This is a genomic window from Campylobacter sp. IFREMER_LSEM_CL1846, from assembly GCF_025772105.1.
Lineage (GTDB): Bacteria > Campylobacterota > Campylobacteria > Campylobacterales > Campylobacteraceae > Campylobacter_D > Campylobacter_D lari_D.
Genome location: NZ_JAKMRM010000006.1, coordinates 1 through 17,322, shown reverse-complemented (window position 1 = coordinate 17,322; position 17,322 = coordinate 1). Strand labels below are relative to the sequence as shown.

Genomic DNA, 17,322 nt, shown 5'->3' with positions numbered 1-17,322 from the left:
TAAAAAAACTAAGTGTATAAAAATTAAGTTTTCTTTTTACTTAAAAGCATTTTTATGTGTTTTTTTGGTAAATATCGTGAGTTAAATTTTCACATAGCTGTAAAAAATAAAATAAAATTAATATAAAATTATATTTTTTTGTAGCAAATTCATTTTTTTATGATAAATTTACACTCGATTAAATTATAAAAAGGAGATAAATATGGATTTAATATCCCAATTTGTTGGCTTTGTAAATAATCAGTATTATTCCATTTTGGTTATTTTGCTTATTATTGTAGGGTTTTATTATAGTTATTTGACGGGTTTTGTGCAATTTCGAATGCTTCCTTATGTGTTTGACATTTTGACAGAAAAGCAAGAAAAACATGAAAAACACCATATTACTCCTTTTCAGGCTTTGATGATTTCAACAGCTTCAAGAGTTGGTATAGGAAATATTGCAGGTATTGCAGTAGCGGTTGTTTTGGGCGGACCTGGTGCTTTGTTTTGGATGTGGGCTATGGCATTTTTTGGTGGCGCTTCAGCTTTTGCAGAAAGCACTTTAGCACAAGTTTATAAAAGTCGTGATGGAAAAAGTTTTAAAGGTGGCCCTGCTTATTATATTAGTAAAGCTTTAAATTTAAAATGGCTTGGAGCTGTTTTTGCGGTGATTTTAATCATTACTTATGCTTATGGATTTAATGGACTTCAAAGTCAAACTATGACTTCAGCATTTGAGTTTTATTATAAAGGTATGGTTGATGCTAGCGAAGTAAGTTTTTCGCAAAGTTGGTGGCCTATTGTAATAGGGGCTATTTTGGCTATTTTTGCTGCTTATATGTTTTTTGGTGATCATACTAAAATAGGTAAAGTAAGCTCGGTCATCGTTCCTATTATGGCGATGATTTATGTTGGTTTATCTATTATAGCGATGTTTATGAATTTTGATAAAATTCCTGAAGTGTTTTCTATGATTTTTAAAAGTGCTTTTGATTTTGAAGCTATTTTTGGTGGATTTGCAGGTTCTGCTTTGGTTATAGGCATAAAAAGAGGATTATTTTCTAATGAAGCAGGTATGGGTTCAGCACCAAATGCAGCAGCTTCAGCTCTTACAACTCATCCTGCAAAACAAGGGGTTATTCAGGCATTTTCTGTGTTAATTGATGTGATTATTTGTACAAGTTCAGGATTTTTAGTGTTGTTTTCACTTGCTTATGCAAATAATATCGGCGTAGATGGTAAGCCTATTTTAACAGCACTGCCTTTGGTGCAAGAATCCATGAAAGAATATTATGGAAATTTAGGTGTGCATTTTACTACTGTTAGTATAGTTTTATTTGCTATTACTTCTTTGATAGGAAATTATTATTATGCTCAAGCAAATATTAAATACCTTACTCAAAATCCTATTATTATCAATCTTTTTAAAGCAAGTGCTGTGCTTATGATTTTTATTGGTGCAAATATGGATTTAAAATTTGCGTGGGATTTAGCTGATACTACTATGGCATTTATGGCTACGATTAATATCATTTCTATTTTATTGCTTGGTGGTATAGTGAAAAAAGTGTTAAAAGACTTTAGCGAGCAAAAAAGACAAGGTAGAGATCCGGTATTTAGTGCTTCAAAGCTTGGTATTAAAAACGCAGAGTGTTGGGACTAATGATAGATTATATTATTATTGCTTTGTTTGTAGCTTTTATGGTTTTTCTTGTGTTTGGCTTTAACCGCCAAATGCAAGAAAAAGCCAAACAAAGAGAAGAAAAATTAAAAACAAAGAAAGATTTTAAAAAAAAATAGGTAAAATACACTAAAAAATTTTTAAAAAAGAGTGTAAAATGAAATTGTTAATAGAAATAGGTACAGAAGAACTTCCTGCTATTCCTTTATTAAAAGAACTTCCAAATATTACTAAAAAATGGGAAAAGATTTTACAAGAGTATCATTTAGAATCTGAATTTAAATTTTTCTATACTCCTAGAAGATTGGTTTTTATCCATGAAAATTTTAAAGAAAAACAAGATGATTCTTTTGTGGAATTTATAGGCGCACCTAAGGCGATAGCTTATAAAGATGGAAAGCTTACTCAAGCAGGATTTAGCTTTTTAGAAAAAAGTGGTTTAAACGAAGAAGAGCTTGAATTTAAAGAAATTAAGGGTAAAGAAGTATTGTATTGTCAAAAACAAGTACAAGGCTTGCAAAGCAAAGTAGTTTTAGCTCAAATGATCGAGGCTTTTTTAAAAAGCTTGAGTTTTGGTAAAACTATGAGATGGGGTGATGGTAGCTTTGAATTTATTAGGGCTATCCGCTCGCTTTGCTGTATTTTAAATGATGAATTGATTGAGTTTGAAAGTTATGGCGTTAAAAGCGCAAAAAGTACTTTTGTTCATAGAAGTGTTAGTTATGATTTAATACCTTTTTCAAATATTGATGAGTATCTTAAAACTTTAGAGCAAAATTATATTATTTTAGATCAAGAACAAAGAAAAAAACTTATTATTGAGCAGTTAAAAATACTCGAAAAAGAAAATAATATTACTATTGCAGAAGATGATGAGCTTTTAGCTGAGGTTGTAGCTATTACAGAGTATCCAAAGGCATTATTAGGGCATTTTGAGAAAGAGTATTTAGAAATCCCAAGTGAGGTAATCATCACTTCCATGAGAGAAAACCAACGCTATTTTGCAGTATTTAAAAACAATACTTTAAGCAATCATTTTATCGTAGTTTCTAATGCGGTTTGTGAGGATTATTCTAAAATCATTAATGGAAATGAAAGAGTTTTAAGAGCAAGATTGAGCGATGCGATGTTTTTTTGGAAAAATGACTTAGCACAGGGCTTAAATAATGATAAAATAAGCCAAATGGTTTATCTTGAAGGACTTGGAACCTTAAAAGATAAAATCATTAGAGAACAAAAAATCGCTGCTAAGCTTTGTGAGATTTTTGCTAATACCCAAAAAGATGAAATCTTAAAAGCTATAGAATACTCAAAAGCTGATCTAAGCACTCAAATGGTATATGAATTTACTGATCTTCAAGGTATTATGGGATCTTATTATGCTAAGGCTATGGGCATGAGTGATGAGCTTGCTTTAGCGATTAAAGAACAATATCTTCCAAATGGCGATAATTCAGCTATGCCAAGTAATGAATTTAGTTCTATTGTAGCTTTGGCTTATAAATTTGATACACTCATGGGGCTTTTTTCAATGGGGAAAATCCCAAGTGGTACAAAAGATCCTTATGCTTTAAGAAGAGCAGCAAATGGTGTTTTAAAAATTATTCTAGCTTTAAATAAAAATTTTGATCTTAAGATATTTTTAGAAGTAATAGCTAGTGAATATAAAAGCTTTGATTTGAAAATTTTATTAGACTTTATCTTAGAGCGTTTATATACTTTTTATGAGGTTAATGCTTCTTTTGTTAAAGCTGTGCTTAGCTCTAAAACTTATGATGTTATTTATATTGATTCTTGTATTAAAGCTTTAATACAAAGTGCAAATAAGGCAGATTTTAGTCAAAATTTTGCTACTTTTAAGCGCTTGGCAAATATTGCAATATTAAGTGAAGTTCAAATTAATGAAAATTTGTTTAACATTCAAGAGGAAAAAGATTTATACCAAGCTTTTATGCAGTGTAAAACAAAAGAAAATAATACCCAAGAGCTTTTAGAAAGCCTTTTTGCACTAAAACCACAAATTGATGCTTTTTTTGATAAAGTAATGATTAATGACAAAGATGAAAATATTAAAAACAATCGTCAAGCTTTAGTATGTGCAATTTATCGTGAGTTTTTAAAAATAGCTGATATTAAAGAGCTTAGCGTATGAGAAAAATTCTTTTTTTACTTTGTTTTTTGGTATTTGCATTAGAAGCTAGAGAGATTGAGCTTGTAAAAGGTCAAGTAGTTTTTTTAGAATTTGATAAAAATAATTTTTTACAAATTAGCTCAAATTCTAAAAAACTTCCTTTTTTTGAGTATAAAAATAAAGTCATTGTTAGTATAGCTATACCTTATAAAAATCCTAAAGATAGAAAATTAATAGCTGAATTTAAAGATAATTCTAAAGAAGAAATTAACATAAAATTTAGCGAAGGAAACTATAAAAAAGAATTTTTAAAAGTTAGTGCTTCTAAGGTTAATCCACCTAAAGAAACACTTGATCGCATTAGCAAAGAATATCAAGAAGCTATTAAGGTTTATAATACTTATACCAATATGGCTTTATTTGAAGGCAATTTTACATACCCTTTAGAAAGTAAAATTACAAGTGCTTTTGGAAAAGCAAGATTGTTTAATGATACTCTTAAAAGTTATCATAGTGGAACTGATTTTAGAGCAGCAAGTGGGACAAAAATTTATGCTAGCAATGATGGTATTGTAAGGATTGCTTCAAATCGTTATTATGCAGGAAATTCAGTGGTAATTGATCATGGATATGGGATTTATTCTCAGTATTATCATCTATCAAAACTTAATGTAAAAGTAGGACAAAAGGTAAAAAAGGGTGAGCTTATAGGTTTGAGTGGAGCTAGCGGTAGGGTTACAGGGCCACATTTGCATTTTGGAATTTTAGTTAATGGTGTGCAAGTTGATCCACTTGATTTTATAGTCAAATTTAATGCTTTATAATGATAGCTTTTAGTGAGTTTTTTCAAAATTGGATTGATAAATATTACTCCCAAGCTGTGAGTGTTGGTAAAAATGGAGATTTTTATACCGCAGTTAGCGTGGGAAATCTGTTTGGAACACTCTTAGCTAATCATTTTTTAAAACTTATAGATGATAAAAAGCTAATTTTACCGGTTGAAGTTGTAGAAATAGGGGCAAATGAAGGGCATTTAATGCTTGATTTTATACAAGCTCTATACACTCTTAGGGCTGATATTTTAGAGCAGATTGAGTGTTTTATCGTAGAGCCACATGAAAAATTAAAATGTGTTCAAAAAAAACTTTTTGATGAGTATGATTTGGATGTAAAAATTTATAATTCTTTAGAAGAATGTCATTTTAAAAACGCCTTTTTTTACGCTAATGAATTATTTGATTGTTTTGCGTGTGAGCTTATAAAAGATAGAACAATGGCATATGTTGATGATGATTTAAACATTGTTTTTAAAGCTATGAATGAAGATCTTTTAAAAGAATGTGAAAAATATTCTATCACTAATAGCGAGCTTTGTATTTCTTATAAACCCTTTTTATCCAAATTAAAACAAACCTGTGAAAAACTAACTTTTGCATGTTTTGATTATGCAAAAAAAGAAGAAAAAATTAGTATTAGAATGTATAAAAATCACCAAGTGTATAATCTTTTTGAAGAAAACTTAAAAGATTTTTTTGCTAAAAGCGATATTACATATAATGTAAATTTTGATCATTTTTTACAAGTTTTAAAAGAAGAGGGCTTTGAGGTGTTAGAATATAAAAATCAAAATCAAGCTTTAATTGATTTTGGCTTAGAAGAAATTATCGAGCAAGTTAAAAATATTAACCTCCAAATTTATAAAAACTTTATCAACCAAAGTAAAAATTTGATGTTTAACTTTGGCGATAAGTTTAAGTTTTTAGAATTTAAGCTTTAAAATCACTGCTTGTAATATCAAGCCCAAAGCCTTTTAAGCCTATAAATTCTTTATCGGTATTTTGACTTAGAAGTTTGATTTTTGAAATTTTTAAATACCTTAAAATTTGCGCTCCTATGCCATAATTTTTAAATTGTATGTTTTCTTGTTTTTCATTTTTCATGAAAATGATTACACCACCTTTTTGACTTAAAAATTCAATTTGTTTTAATAATTCATTAAATTTATTAGAAGTTAGAAGCTCAAAGTCGCTTCCACTAAGATAAAATTTAACATTCTCGCATTCTTTCAAAGTGCCAAAACTAAAAGCTATGTGTTCATTTTCATTGTGATCTTTAAAAGTCATTTTTTTAGCTTTAAAACCTGCTAAAATACTTTCTTCTTCTTTAATTAAAGAAATCAAACTTTCATTTTTTAAACGATACTCGATTAAATCTGAAATAGTAATCATATTAATATTATGTTTTTTGCAAAACTCAAGCAAATCGCTTCTTCTAGCCATATCTCCATTATCTTTAACAATTTCACATATTACGCATGCTTCTTTTAATCCTGCCAAACGACATAAATCCACTGTTCCTTCTGTATGGCCCGTTCTTTCTAAAACTCCACCTTTTTTTGCTATCAAAGGATTAATATGTCCAGGACGCACAAAATCACTCGCCTTTGCATTATCATCAGCAAAAATTTGTATAGTCATATCTCTTTCGTAGGCACTTACTCCTGTTGTTGCATTTTTTGCATCGACAGTGATGGTAAAAGCTGTTTCGTGATTTGATGTGTTTTTAGGTACCATTAAAGGTAGTCCAAATTTTTTAGCTAAGTTCTCACTTAATGCTACACATACCACACCTCTTGCGTGAGTGATGGTAAAATTTACTTTTTCTTGTGAGCTAAATTGTGCAGGGAAAATCAAATCCCCTTCATTTTCCCTATCTTCTGCATCCACCATTACTAACATTTTACCATCTTGAAGTTCTTTTATAGCTTGTTCTATACTTATATATCCCATAAAATCATTCCTTGAAAATATTTTAAAAATATTATAGCATTTTTCTTGACATTGTATAAAAAATAATATATAATATCACTTTTAATTTAAATAAAAAATTTCTATTGGGGTATCGCCAAGCGGTAAGGCAACAGGTTTTGGTCCTGTCATTCAGGGGTTCGAATCCCTTTACCCCATCCACTTCATATGATGCCGCGAAGTAGAGCAGTGGTTAGCTCGTCGGGCTCATAACCCGAAGGTCGGGAGTTCAAATCTCCCCTTCGCAACCATTATATAAAAATAATTTATAATCTATTTCAACAGATATTTTTTAGCAATATTGAAATCAAATTAATTTAAAATTTCTAAAATTATTGAAATTTTAAAAATACAATACAAAGAATAAAATAGATAAAATATATTTAACAAGAATAAATGGCGAGTTTAATAGGCGTATGATTTATTAATTAATATTGCACATGCTTTGTATTTTATTGTAAAAATGTAAAAAAATGATATTTTTTGTTAAATAGGTAATGTATTAAAATTTTTAGAGTGCAAGAAAAACAATATTGATTTAAAGTCTAACAAATAAAAATATTTCTTAATTGATGAAGAGCAAATGAGGAGACTTTATATTTTAAAGCTGGATATAACAAGATAGTATTATAAGCTGCTAACTACTTAATCGTTTCTTGATTAAATTCTTTAAGATCTATAAATAATAAATCTTTATAATGATTAGCAAATGCTTCTTTTAAGGTTTTATTAAATATTTCATTATGAATATTCATTCTAAGATTCTTTAGATAAGTATAATAATGAGTAGTGTTAAGTTCCTTTAATAAAACATTCATAGTTTTTTAAATTCACAGCCATTATCTGTGAGTATGCTAAATTCTTTTATGAATATTATTAGTTTTTAAGATAATAACAAAACTTTTAAGATATGCTAGTATATCTTGTCTTTTTAGGAGATAAAGCTACAGTATAATCAATTCTTGTAACTAAATCTATCATAGTAAGTATATATTTTTATTTTATTATCGACATATTTTATAGTATCTATTGCCCAAGTATTCATAGGAGTTGTTTTAAGATTTTTTTAGTTATCTATTTTTAACTCTCTCTTGTAGCTTTTATTTTGGCCTAGATAATTAATTCTTGTAAGTGTTATTCTCATTTTATCTTTAGAGATGATTCTTCTTATGGTGGAAACACTAGGAGGTTTTATTATAAAAAAGGCTTTAAAAAATAATACAATCTTTCTTTATCTAAATTTATATAAATATGCCTAAGTATTTTAATATTTAAAGTAATTTCCAAATCAAAAGAACTTCTTATATTTTTTACTTTAGTGTATTTTGTATTTAGGGTATTTAAATTATCATTATTTTTGTGATAAATTTCTTGTTTTCTAAAAAGTGTCTTTTTATCTATATTAAAAGCTTCTAAAGTAGCTTTTAAACCATGATGCTTATGAAAGATATAATTTTTATTCTTTGTTCTATTATTTTATGTTTTATTTCAAAAATATAACTATATTCTCTTAATTTAGCAAATCCTTTTATACATCTAAATAAATAATCTGTTTGGGGATAAATATTCCTTAGTTAGTTTTATTAATCAAATATTTCTTGATTGGTAAATAAAAGATAGTAGTTTTATTAACTAAGAAAGTGCCAAATGTGTTCGAACTTGTGTGATAATATTTTATCTTGATGCTTTTAATCCTCACATTGAAGCAATATAAAATAAGTATAAGAAATTAATTTTAAAATATTTTGTATAATTATTCTAAGGTATATTGTAGCAATTATTATATTATTGTAATAATAATCAAGATTTATTTAATGATTACTCTTTCTTTTTTATGAGTCGTTAAATGATATAAGAATAAATTATACTCTTGTTTTCTAAGTTGATAACATGAAATAATATTTATTTTATACTCTTCTTGAATATTAAAGATAATAAACATCTAACCACTGCAATAATCTTTAAAAAATATTGATTAAGTTTGATGTTGAAATAATGTATGCCGTACTGCCTTCTATATAGTATGAACTACAAGTAAAATTCTTTCTTTTTTAAAAAATATAATCTTCTTCATTGCTTGATTGATATAACTAAGCCATATTTATGTGTAAATCACTGATTTGATCTTGTTAAAACCAACTACAATGAAGCTTAAAATAAATATAGCAGTTTTGATTTTTAAACATTTGAAGAAATGGAATAAAAATCCTGAAAAAATTATCAATTATTTTAAAATAATTATAGATAAACATGACAATGAGATAAATATATAGTATTAATTTTAAAATCCAATTTTATACAAATCCAACATAATAAAGATTTTCATCACTTAGTTATTTTAAACAAACAATTGCGTTAAAAAATGAAATCATAAATAATGCTATGAAAAATATATCAAACTTATAGGATAAAATTTTTAAGTAAAAAACTATAAATGGAGTGCGGTTGTAAATATCAAAGAAACCATACCAATGAATGATTTAGAAAATCTTTTTAAACACTTTTAAAAATACGGCTTTTAATGCCATTAAATAGCAATCACCGTGATGAAGAAGAGAAGAAGCAAGATAAGGTTTTCAAAAGAAGCACCTTTTCTTTTCTTCTCTAAATAAAATACACCTTATAGGTGCTATATGTTTTGTACTAAAATGGGTGCTAGGGTTGTCTAAGTGTGTAGCACGGAAAGCGGACAAATTCTGCCGCTTAATATTAAGATTAAACAGATATATCTAAAAGCTGATCTTTTTTATTGTCTGCTTTATCTGTATTTGTAGAATTACTTTGTTCTTCTTTTTTAGCTTCAGCTTCTACTTTTTTTGTATTATCATTCTCAGCTTTTTTTTCTTGTTCAAATTTAGCTTCTTCAAGTTTTAATAGTGGTTTTGCTGTATAACGCAAGCTTGTATCAATAACTTGATTACAACATTGAGAATATACTAATCCCATCATTATCCTTTAGTGATTTACACAAATACCTAATTTAGCACAAGCTTGATGCTGATAAATAGGCTGATGTATTGTCTGGCAATTATGAAAATTTTCACAAGTTATACTTCTATCTTGTTGTTGTGAATTATTAAAATTTTTCTTGCTATGATAACTATGATTTAAAGCTAAAGCAACGCTAGATAATGAAGCAATAACTGCTAAACCTAAGATAATTTTTTTCATTATTTTTGAGCCTTTTTATGATTATTTTTGATATATGAATAATTATAAAAGTCAAAAAATTAATTTAATATTAAATAAGAGAAAAAAACAAAATTTGCTTAAATATTGAAAAAAATTACTCAACTTTTTTTTGTTTTTTCTCGCGCGTATGCGTTTTTATATATTAAAAAAAGCAGGGGATGGATTTTCACAAAAGTCTATGTGATAGGAGATAGTGAAATATTAAGTCGATAAAGTCAAAGATGATAGAGATACTTTAAGAACTTTGTTTGAAACACACAAGACAAATAATGAAAGATTAGAAACTCGACTAAAAGAAATAGGCAGATGGTGCGAAAAAAAATTTAAGCGTGGAGCAGTTAAAAGAAATATTTCCATTAAAAGCCGAAAGAATAGAAAAAGAGCTTAAATATCAAAGAGCTTTTGAAAATTCTTTTGAACAAGCAAAAACTAAAAGAAACGATAGAGGGTTTGGGTTTAATAGATAGTTTTCCTTTTTGGTGCTTTAGCAAATCGCACCTGTTAAGGTGCTATGATTTGCGATAATTGGGGTGCGGGGGCTGTCTGAGTGCGTAGCACGGAAGATGGATAAAACCCACTGCCCTAATATTAAGATTAAGCAAATATATCTAAAAGCTGATCTTTTTTGCTAGTATTTGCTTGATTATCAGCATTTGTAGAATTACTTTGTTCTTCTTTTTTAGCTTCAGCTTCTACTTTTTTTGTATCTTCTTGTTCCATAAGCTTTAAGGTGTCATATATTTGATGAACTTCCTTAGGCATACACTTGTGGAAGCGAATATTTGAATTAGGATTTAACATATTTAACATTAGAAACAATATCCAAATTTACAAAATGCCCAGCTTCTTGGTAAATAGGTTGATGTATTGTCTAGCAATTATGAAAAGTTGCACAAGTTATACTTCTACCTTCTGTATATTCTTGTTGTGAATTATTAAAATTTTTCTTGCTATGATAACTATGATTTGAAGCTGAAGCAACGCTAGATAATGAAGCAATAACTGCTAAACCTAAGATAATTTTTTTCATTTTAATCCTTTCTATGATTAAAATTTTGATATATGAATAATTATAAAAACTAAAAAATTAATTTAATATTAAATAAGAGAAAAAACAAAAATTCGTTTAAATATTGAAAAAATTACTCAACTTTTTTTGTTTTTTCTCGCGCGTACGCGTATGCATTTTTTTATATATTTTTTAAAAAAAGAAAGGCTGTCTGAGTGCGTAGCTGTAAGGGGTATTTTAAAAAGAATATGTAACTATCTATAGCTTTAAGGTTTGGAGGATAGTTACATAGAAAACTTAAATAATTTTATTTAATTGCATAAATATTTTATAGGAGTGTATAATGAATAAGATTGATAATATTGCAAATTTTTTAGATAACAACTCTAAAAAATGTTTAGCTATAAATGGGTCTTGGGGTATAGGTAAAACTTATTTATGGAAACAAGTTGAAAAGAAACTTTCTAAAGATAAAAAAGTTGTTTATATAGATCTTTTTGGTAAAGAAAGTTATAAGCAAATATTAGAAGAAATAGTTGTAAGCCTACATGGAGATTATAATAAAATTACCAAAACAACTTTTAAAGGTTTAGAAGGTTTGGTTAAAAGTATAAGTGGTGGCTTAATAGATATAGATAGTGATGCTATTTTTTCCTTTTTAAAAAAGGAAGACTTTGATAATATTATTGTGTGTTTCGATAATATAGAAAGAAGATCTGATAATCTTTCTTTGAAAGAAATTTTAGGACTTGTAAATTTACTTAAAGAAGAAAAAGAATGTAATGTTGTTGTGATTTTTCATGAGGAAGAATTAAAAGAACAAGATAACAATCTGGCTAAAAACAATAAAGAAGAACAAACCAAACAATATAATAGTAAAAACTGGTATCAAATATACAAAGAAAAGGTTATTGATTGTGAAATAACCATAAAAAACAATGATGAAGTAGCAAAAGCAATTATAAAAGATAGAATAAATAAATATACTAAAATTACAGACGAGATAAAAAATATTATTGGAAATATTATTTTTGAAAGATATAAAGAACAATGCAATGGAAATCTAAGATTGCTATATCATGTGTTAGAACATATAGATTATTTTAACAAGCAATGTTTTTTATTGTTTTGCAAGTATGACAATAAAAAAACATTTTCAGATGCTCTAAAATTAAGTTATATCTCATTAATATTTCAAATTAAAAAATACCTTTCTATTAAAATAGAAGAAAATGACATTTCCTCAAACTACCATCTTTATGAAAAATACCTAAAAAATATGTTTTATTTAAATAAAGAAGAAAAATACCAACTAAGACGCGATTTTTATCAAACTTTAAAAATTGAACTTTATTATAAACTTCAAAACTACAAGATAGAATATTTGGTAGGTAATTTAAGTGATGAACAATTTGTAAAAGATATTGAAAATTCACTCCTAAAAATAGACTTTTATTCAGAAAATGGAATAACACGCTATCCTTATGGTTTTTATCAAAATTTACTTTCAACCTACACACAAATTACAAATAAAAAATTAAGCAACATAGAAGAAAAAATCAATAAACACTATATAGAAGCTCTTGTTATGGAAGAATTAGAATTTGATTTTCATGATGATTATAAATCAGATAAGAACCTATTAAAATTATTAGAAAATGAAAAATGGAAAGATTATTATGAAGAAACTAAAGAAAAATACAAAACAAGTAAGTATGAAAATATTAATGCTCTTATTAATAGCTATGAAAATATAGAAAGTAGTTTTTATCTCGAAGCAATCAAGCAATATAATTTTTTTAAAAAAGAAGAGTTAGTACAGCTATTTAAAAATAATAACGATTTTTGTAAGAAATTTTTTAATCATTTTTCTATGAATATGGTTGCAAGTCATAAATTTGATGATGATTTAAATAATAATTTATTTCAAGCTTATTTAGATTTCTTAGATTTAGATGAAAATAAAATAAAAAAAGTGTTGTTTTAAAATATATAAATTCACAAAATAGTGTATTAAGAAAGTTACTAATAGAATAATTGCGTTAAAGATATTCAATAAAATACTATTAAATTTACAAAAATTAAAAAGTTCTTATGTGTTTATAATTTACAAACATTAAAAATTAAACTACTTATCTCTTTTTAATTTATCAATAAAATCACTCAACCATTGCATTAACTCTCTTCCATCATCAAGTCTTAAGCTTCTATTATATACTGCTTTTACTTTATTTCTTTCTCTATGATCTAAACATAGTTCTATAACTTCACTATCTTGTTTATGAATATTTTTATACTCATAAAGAAAAGTTGAAGCAGTAGCTCTAAAACCATGATATAGTATTTTATCACCAAAACTTAATCTTTTAATGGCTTGATTTAATGTGTTTTTACTCATTGTTTTAGATTTACTTATATTACTTGGAAAAAAATATTTTGAATTTGAGTAAGAAAAATTTTTAACATATAAAAGCAAGTCTAAAACACTCTGACTTAGCGGAATAATAAAATCCTCTCTTGCTTTAACTTTATTAGCACGAATAATAATTTTTTTATCAAAATCTATTTCTTTCCATTCTAAATTTATAATATTAGCACTTCTTAAAAATAAATATGGACTAATTTGCAAAGCAACTTTTGTAAAAATACTTATTAATCGTAAGTAATAATTCTTTAAATCTTGCTTCATCTGTGAAGTTTTATAACTTTGAACTTTATTAGTACCATAAAGTGCTTTTTTATATTTTGATTTTTAGTATTTTCTTTTTGAATATGTTCTTTTGGATTAATGCCTTATGATAGCATGTCGTTATAATCATTTACAATCTCTCTCGCTCGTGTTAATATGGTTATAGGATATTTTCCTATTTTAAAAGAATACCCTTTTTATTAAGTTTATATCTAAAATAAAAATTCTTATCAATATTTCCATGAAAAACCCTAGCTTCAATATATAAATTTTTAGTACAAGCACTTTGATATAAGTTTTTTATCAACAGTTAAATTTTTAAGTTGCCTATCATTTACAATAATCACTGATTTTCCTTTAAAGTGTGTACAAAAAAATATTTTTTTTAATTTGTCAAAAGATTTTAATTGTAGTAATAATTCGTGATAGAGAAGTAATGGTGGATTTAGAAAGCGTCTAAGTATCCATACTTTAGAAATTAAATATCTAAATAACATATACTTTTGAAAATTCAATAATTTGTATGGTTAAATCTCATTTTAAAGATTTAACCCCTGATACAACTTTAGCTATTTCTTCAATGGAAAATAATACATAGCAAGATACTTCCATAGATTGTATTTTTTCTTCTTAGATTATCAATAGTTCCTGAAGAAACGCCTAATACTTCAGCAAATTCTTTTTTACTTAAAGTCATTTTTTATATTTCTCAAAAAATTTTTGTTTCTAAATAATTCTTGGTTGTGCCAATCTTGCTTAATTGTGAAATATGTTTGTTTTAATTTATAAAAATAATATATAAAACTATAAATATCTTTATATATCTAACTTTATTTAATCACCTTTCATTTTTCATTAAACATTATATATATTCTTTTACCTATTATCTAATTTATAAAAACATACAAACTATAATTAAATATATTTTTTTAATAAGTAATTTTAAGATTATAACAACTATTATCAAATTTATACAAAAACTCTATATTGTAGTTATCTAAAGAGTATAATAAGGTATTTATACTCTTTATTTATTACTATATATAAGCTTAGTATTTATACTTTATATACCAAATATGATAAATACACCTTACACTGTTATCTAAAATACTAAATGCTAATACTTTTAAAAATGTTAAATAGTATAATAAAATATAAATATAAAAATTCAAAAAGCTTATTTTTAATTGTTTTTAAAAAGTAAATGATAAGTTTTTTTCATATATATTTAAATAATAATAAATCTATTTGCATTTTTTTAATAAAAAATAAAAGTAATTTTGATTATAATTTATAAATAATTATTATATTTATTAATTTTTTGGCTATTTTTCAATATTTTTATAACTTTCTTATCACTTTTGTATTTTTTGTGTTATCATATTCTCATCACAGATAAAAATTAAATGTAGGTTATGGGGGGGGGGATATGAAAAAAACATTTTTACTTGTTTTACTCATTCACACTTTTCTTTTTTCTCAAATAATGATTTTAAAAAATCACAATAGAATTGTTATAGATAATAATCAAACTCTTGCGCTTAATCATGTAAACCATGATCAAAAGCAAATACTTAAAGAACATAATAACATTGACTCAAGAGTCAAAAAGCTATTAGAAGAAAAACCAAAGAAAGATTCTAATCTTAGTAAAGAAGATGAAGAATTATCTAGTAAGGTTGTTAATGTTATTCAAACTATAGGTAATGTATATAATGCCAAAGATAGTAAAGAAAGAGATGAGCTTATAAGAGATTTAGCAAGTAATTATTTAAGCTTACAAGCTAATACTTTAATCCAAGAATATTTACATACTCTTAATCACTCCATTAATAGTGAGTTTAATTTAAACTATAATGATAGGGGTGGTTTAAGTGGTAATGCTAAAGTTCTTTTACCTATTATGAGTGAAGATAATCCAAAAATATCTTATTTTTTACAAAGCGGTATAGGTGGATATGATAATAATAGAATCATAGGTCATTTTGGTGGTGGTATAAGATATTATCCTAATGCACTAGCATTAAATAATTCAGGAAATATCATGCTAGGATTAAACTTAGTTTATGATCATGATTTTAGCAGAGAACATAAAAGAATGTCTTTGGGCTTTGAAAGTATGTTAGATACATTAGCTTTCCATGCTAATATTTATCAAAGATTAAGTGATTGGATTAATAGTTATGATTTTAAAAATACTAATAATGATCTAACTTTTTTAGAACGCCCTGCTAATGGTTGGGATATGGATGTTAAATACGCTTTTCCCGCTATGAGCAATGTAGCTGTTTTTGCTAATATGAGTAAATGGTATGGAGAAAAAGTAGCTTCATTTGGCAATGTAAGCTGCTTTGAAGATTTAGAAAAAAATCCTTTAGTGTATGAAGGAGGTATTACTTATTCACCTTATCCAGCATTAACTTTTTCGCTAAGCCATAAAAGAAGTAATGAAAGTGATAAACAAAGTACAAATATAGCTATGAATTTTAATATACCTTTAGATAAAGATGCCCTCAAACATGCTTTTGATCCTAAATTAGCAGGTATAAATAACACTATTGAAGGATCTAGAACTCATTTTATAGATAGAGATTATTTTATGGTGCTTGAGTATAAAGCCATTAATAATGCTTATCATATTTCCTATTGTGGAAATTTAGGAGATAATACTCATTGTATTATGCTAAAAAATGGTTTTAACCAAGCAGTTAAAAATGTTGCTATGAGTGTAACTCCTGAACAAAAAAGTGTTATCTTAAAGAATGGAAATCATTATATTACTGATGATAATGGAAAGGTTTTTGTAAAAATAATCCATGCTTATGGAATCCATCAAACCAATTTAATTGCTAAAGCAGGGAATGCTCAAGAAAGTTTCCCTATTACTATCGTAGCTCCAAAAGAAGACTTTAGGATATTTGCCAAACCTTCTAATATACAAAGATATGAAAAATCTCTAATCACATTTGCAGGAAGTGATTTAACAAGTGATTTAGATATAAATTGGAAATTAATTGGCAAAGGAAGCTTAGAAAAAACTCCAAATTCAGATAAAACAGATAAAGATGGAAATTCAAATATCATCTATAAGCCTGATACAAACATGAAAGATAAAGAAAAAGCAACAATCATTGCTAATGTATTAGGAGTTACTTTAAAAACCTTTGTTCAAATAGCAATTTATGGAGATAATGATATTATCTTAGATAAAACTGCTATAGGCAATAAAGAAAAAACTCATGCAAGTTATAAAAACTTAAAAGCTAAAACTACTAAGGTTAAATGGAGCATACAAGGAGATAATGCTTTATTTATTGATAAAGATAAAACTACTAAAGAGCTTAATTTAATAGCTGATGAAAAGGGTGAAAGTAATGTAGAAATCATAGGACTTAGCGGAAATGAAAAAGTAAAAATCATTGCTAAGAATATGAGCGATGAATTAGTAAAAGAAAAAAGTAAAATTTTAGAAATTAAAAATTATACAGCTACTATGGAGCTTCCTACTGGAAAAGATCCTGTGACTCATCAAGACTTTGAAAAGGGAATGATTGATTATAAAAGCGACTTTGAAGTAAAACTTAAAGGTTTAATGCCAAAAACAAAAGTTTCATGGAAAGCTAAAGATATACAAAGCAATAAAACTTTAAGAATTAACAATGATAAAGAAAGCACAGTTGATGATAAAAGTGAGAGTAAGGTAGTATTTGAAGGAGTAAAAGATTTTAATATTAAAAGATTACAAATCATTGCTACTTATAATCAAAGCACAGCTAGTACTCAAGAAGTAAGTGGAGAGATCAAACTCCACCAATATACCCCAAGCATTAA

At 26.4% G+C, this 17,322-nt stretch carries 14 protein-coding genes and 2 tRNA genes; 10 read left to right on the top strand and 6 right to left on the bottom strand.

Annotated elements, in window-relative coordinates; genetic code table 11:
- The first annotated feature begins 202 nt into the window (after positions 1 to 202).
- The 5 genes from L8W40_RS04015 to L8W40_RS03995 are packed head-to-tail and all read left to right on the top strand — an operon-like array spanning position 203 to position 5,571.
- Positions 203 to 1,645 (top strand): alanine/glycine:cation symporter family protein, encoded by a 1,443-nt coding sequence (locus tag L8W40_RS04015; protein WP_220566768.1) that lies wholly within the window; start codon positions 203 to 205, stop codon positions 1,643 to 1,645.
- Positions 1,645 to 1,782 carry a hypothetical protein gene (locus L8W40_RS04010; protein WP_263664724.1) on the top strand — a complete coding sequence of 46 codons (138 nt, stop codon included), beginning with the start codon at positions 1,645 to 1,647 and terminating at the stop codon, positions 1,780 to 1,782. The genes L8W40_RS04015 and L8W40_RS04010 overlap by 1 nt, the downstream gene beginning before the upstream one ends.
- A 38-nt stretch (positions 1,783 to 1,820) precedes the next feature.
- Positions 1,821 to 3,815, top strand: coding sequence for a glycine--tRNA ligase subunit beta (gene glyS, locus L8W40_RS04005; RefSeq protein WP_263664723.1), 1,995 nt, complete (start codon positions 1,821 to 1,823; stop codon positions 3,813 to 3,815).
- Positions 3,812 to 4,618 (top strand): M23 family metallopeptidase, encoded by an 807-nt coding sequence (locus L8W40_RS04000; RefSeq protein WP_263664722.1) that lies wholly within the window; start codon positions 3,812 to 3,814, stop codon positions 4,616 to 4,618. The genes glyS and L8W40_RS04000 overlap by 4 nt, the downstream gene beginning before the upstream one ends.
- 2 nt (positions 4,619 to 4,620) lie before the next feature.
- A complete protein-coding gene (locus L8W40_RS03995; protein WP_318529480.1) occupies positions 4,621 to 5,571 on the top strand; it encodes an SAM-dependent methyltransferase in 951 nt (316 codons plus the stop codon).
- On the opposite strand, the gene L8W40_RS03990 is transcribed toward L8W40_RS03995, so the two are convergent.
- The gene (locus tag L8W40_RS03990; protein ID WP_263664721.1) at positions 5,561 to 6,583 is read right to left on the bottom strand and encodes a bifunctional 3,4-dihydroxy-2-butanone 4-phosphate synthase/GTP cyclohydrolase II; all 1,023 of its coding nucleotides are present in this window, start codon (positions 6,581 to 6,583) and stop codon (positions 5,561 to 5,563) included. The two genes, L8W40_RS03995 and L8W40_RS03990, sit on opposite strands and share 11 nt — an antisense overlap.
- Positions 6,584 to 6,688: 105 nt before the next feature.
- Here L8W40_RS03990 and L8W40_RS03985 point away from each other — a divergent pair.
- Positions 6,689 to 6,763 (top strand) — tRNA-Gln (locus L8W40_RS03985).
- A gap of 13 nt (positions 6,764 to 6,776) precedes the next feature.
- Positions 6,777 to 6,852 (top strand) — tRNA-Met (locus L8W40_RS03980).
- 2,464 nt (positions 6,853 to 9,316) lie between these two features.
- Here L8W40_RS03980 and L8W40_RS03975 read toward each other — a convergent pair.
- On the bottom strand, positions 9,317 to 9,547 hold the full coding sequence (locus L8W40_RS03975; protein ID WP_133319264.1) for a hypothetical protein: 231 nt from the start codon (positions 9,545 to 9,547) through the stop codon (positions 9,317 to 9,319).
- 9 nt (positions 9,548 to 9,556) lie between these two features.
- Positions 9,557 to 9,772: a hypothetical protein gene (locus L8W40_RS03970; RefSeq protein ID WP_263664720.1), complete on the bottom strand. Its 216-nt coding sequence runs from the start codon at positions 9,770 to 9,772 to the stop codon at positions 9,557 to 9,559.
- Positions 9,773 to 10,122: 350 nt separating this feature from the next.
- Here L8W40_RS03970 and L8W40_RS03965 point away from each other — a divergent pair, with 350 nt between their 5' ends.
- Positions 10,123 to 10,260, top strand: a complete 138-nt coding sequence (locus tag L8W40_RS03965) for a hypothetical protein (protein WP_263664719.1) — start codon at positions 10,123 to 10,125, stop codon at positions 10,258 to 10,260.
- Positions 10,261 to 10,387: 127 nt separating this feature from the next.
- On the opposite strand, the gene L8W40_RS03960 is transcribed toward L8W40_RS03965, so the two are convergent.
- Positions 10,388 to 10,603 (bottom strand): hypothetical protein, encoded by a 216-nt coding sequence (locus L8W40_RS03960; RefSeq protein ID WP_263664718.1) that lies wholly within the window; start codon positions 10,601 to 10,603, stop codon positions 10,388 to 10,390.
- 61 nt (positions 10,604 to 10,664) lie between these two features.
- Complete coding sequence (locus L8W40_RS03955; protein ID WP_263664717.1) at positions 10,665 to 10,823, bottom strand: hypothetical protein; 159 nt, start codon at positions 10,821 to 10,823, stop codon at positions 10,665 to 10,667.
- A 322-nt stretch (positions 10,824 to 11,145) separates the two neighbouring features.
- On the opposite strand from L8W40_RS03955, the gene L8W40_RS03950 reads away from it, so the two are divergent.
- Positions 11,146 to 12,789 carry a KAP family NTPase gene (locus L8W40_RS03950; protein WP_263664716.1) on the top strand — a complete coding sequence of 548 codons (1,644 nt, stop codon included), beginning with the start codon at positions 11,146 to 11,148 and terminating at the stop codon, positions 12,787 to 12,789.
- A gap of 141 nt (positions 12,790 to 12,930) precedes the next feature.
- On the opposite strand, the gene L8W40_RS03945 is transcribed toward L8W40_RS03950, so the two are convergent.
- On the bottom strand, positions 12,931 to 13,431 hold the full coding sequence (locus tag L8W40_RS03945) for a tyrosine-type recombinase/integrase (protein ID WP_263664715.1): 501 nt from the start codon (positions 13,429 to 13,431) through the stop codon (positions 12,931 to 12,933).
- A gap of 1,489 nt (positions 13,432 to 14,920) precedes the next feature.
- Here L8W40_RS03945 and L8W40_RS03940 point away from each other — a divergent pair.
- The coding region (locus L8W40_RS03940; protein ID WP_263664714.1) for an inverse autotransporter beta domain-containing protein at positions 14,921 to 17,322 on the top strand (2,402 nt) is incomplete at its 3' end.

What these genes read in the sequence shown, in the direction of transcription:
- L8W40_RS03975 (WP_133319264.1), bottom strand. Translation starts at nt 9,547, where the DNA reads ATGGGATTAGTATATTCTCAATGTTGTAATCAAGTTATTGATACAAGC.
- L8W40_RS03960 (WP_263664718.1), bottom strand. Translation starts at nt 10,603, where the DNA reads ATGTTAAATATGTTAAATCCTAATTCAAATATTCGCTTCCACAAGTGT.
- L8W40_RS03950 (WP_263664716.1), top strand. Translation starts at nt 11,146, where the DNA reads ATGAATAAGATTGATAATATTGCAAATTTTTTAGATAACAACTCTAAA.
- glyS (WP_263664723.1), top strand. Translation starts at nt 1,821, where the DNA reads ATGAAATTGTTAATAGAAATAGGTACAGAAGAACTTCCTGCTATTCCT.
- L8W40_RS04010 (WP_263664724.1), top strand. Translation starts at nt 1,645, where the DNA reads ATGATAGATTATATTATTATTGCTTTGTTTGTAGCTTTTATGGTTTTT.
- L8W40_RS03990 (WP_263664721.1), bottom strand. Translation starts at nt 6,583, where the DNA reads ATGGGATATATAAGTATAGAACAAGCTATAAAAGAACTTCAAGATGGT.
- L8W40_RS04015 (WP_220566768.1), top strand. Translation starts at nt 203, where the DNA reads ATGGATTTAATATCCCAATTTGTTGGCTTTGTAAATAATCAGTATTAT.
- L8W40_RS04000 (WP_263664722.1), top strand. Translation starts at nt 3,812, where the DNA reads ATGAGAAAAATTCTTTTTTTACTTTGTTTTTTGGTATTTGCATTAGAA.
- L8W40_RS03970 (WP_263664720.1), bottom strand. Translation starts at nt 9,772, where the DNA reads ATGAAAAAAATTATCTTAGGTTTAGCAGTTATTGCTTCATTATCTAGC.
- L8W40_RS03955 (WP_263664717.1), bottom strand. Translation starts at nt 10,823, where the DNA reads ATGAAAAAAATTATCTTAGGTTTAGCAGTTATTGCTTCATTATCTAGC.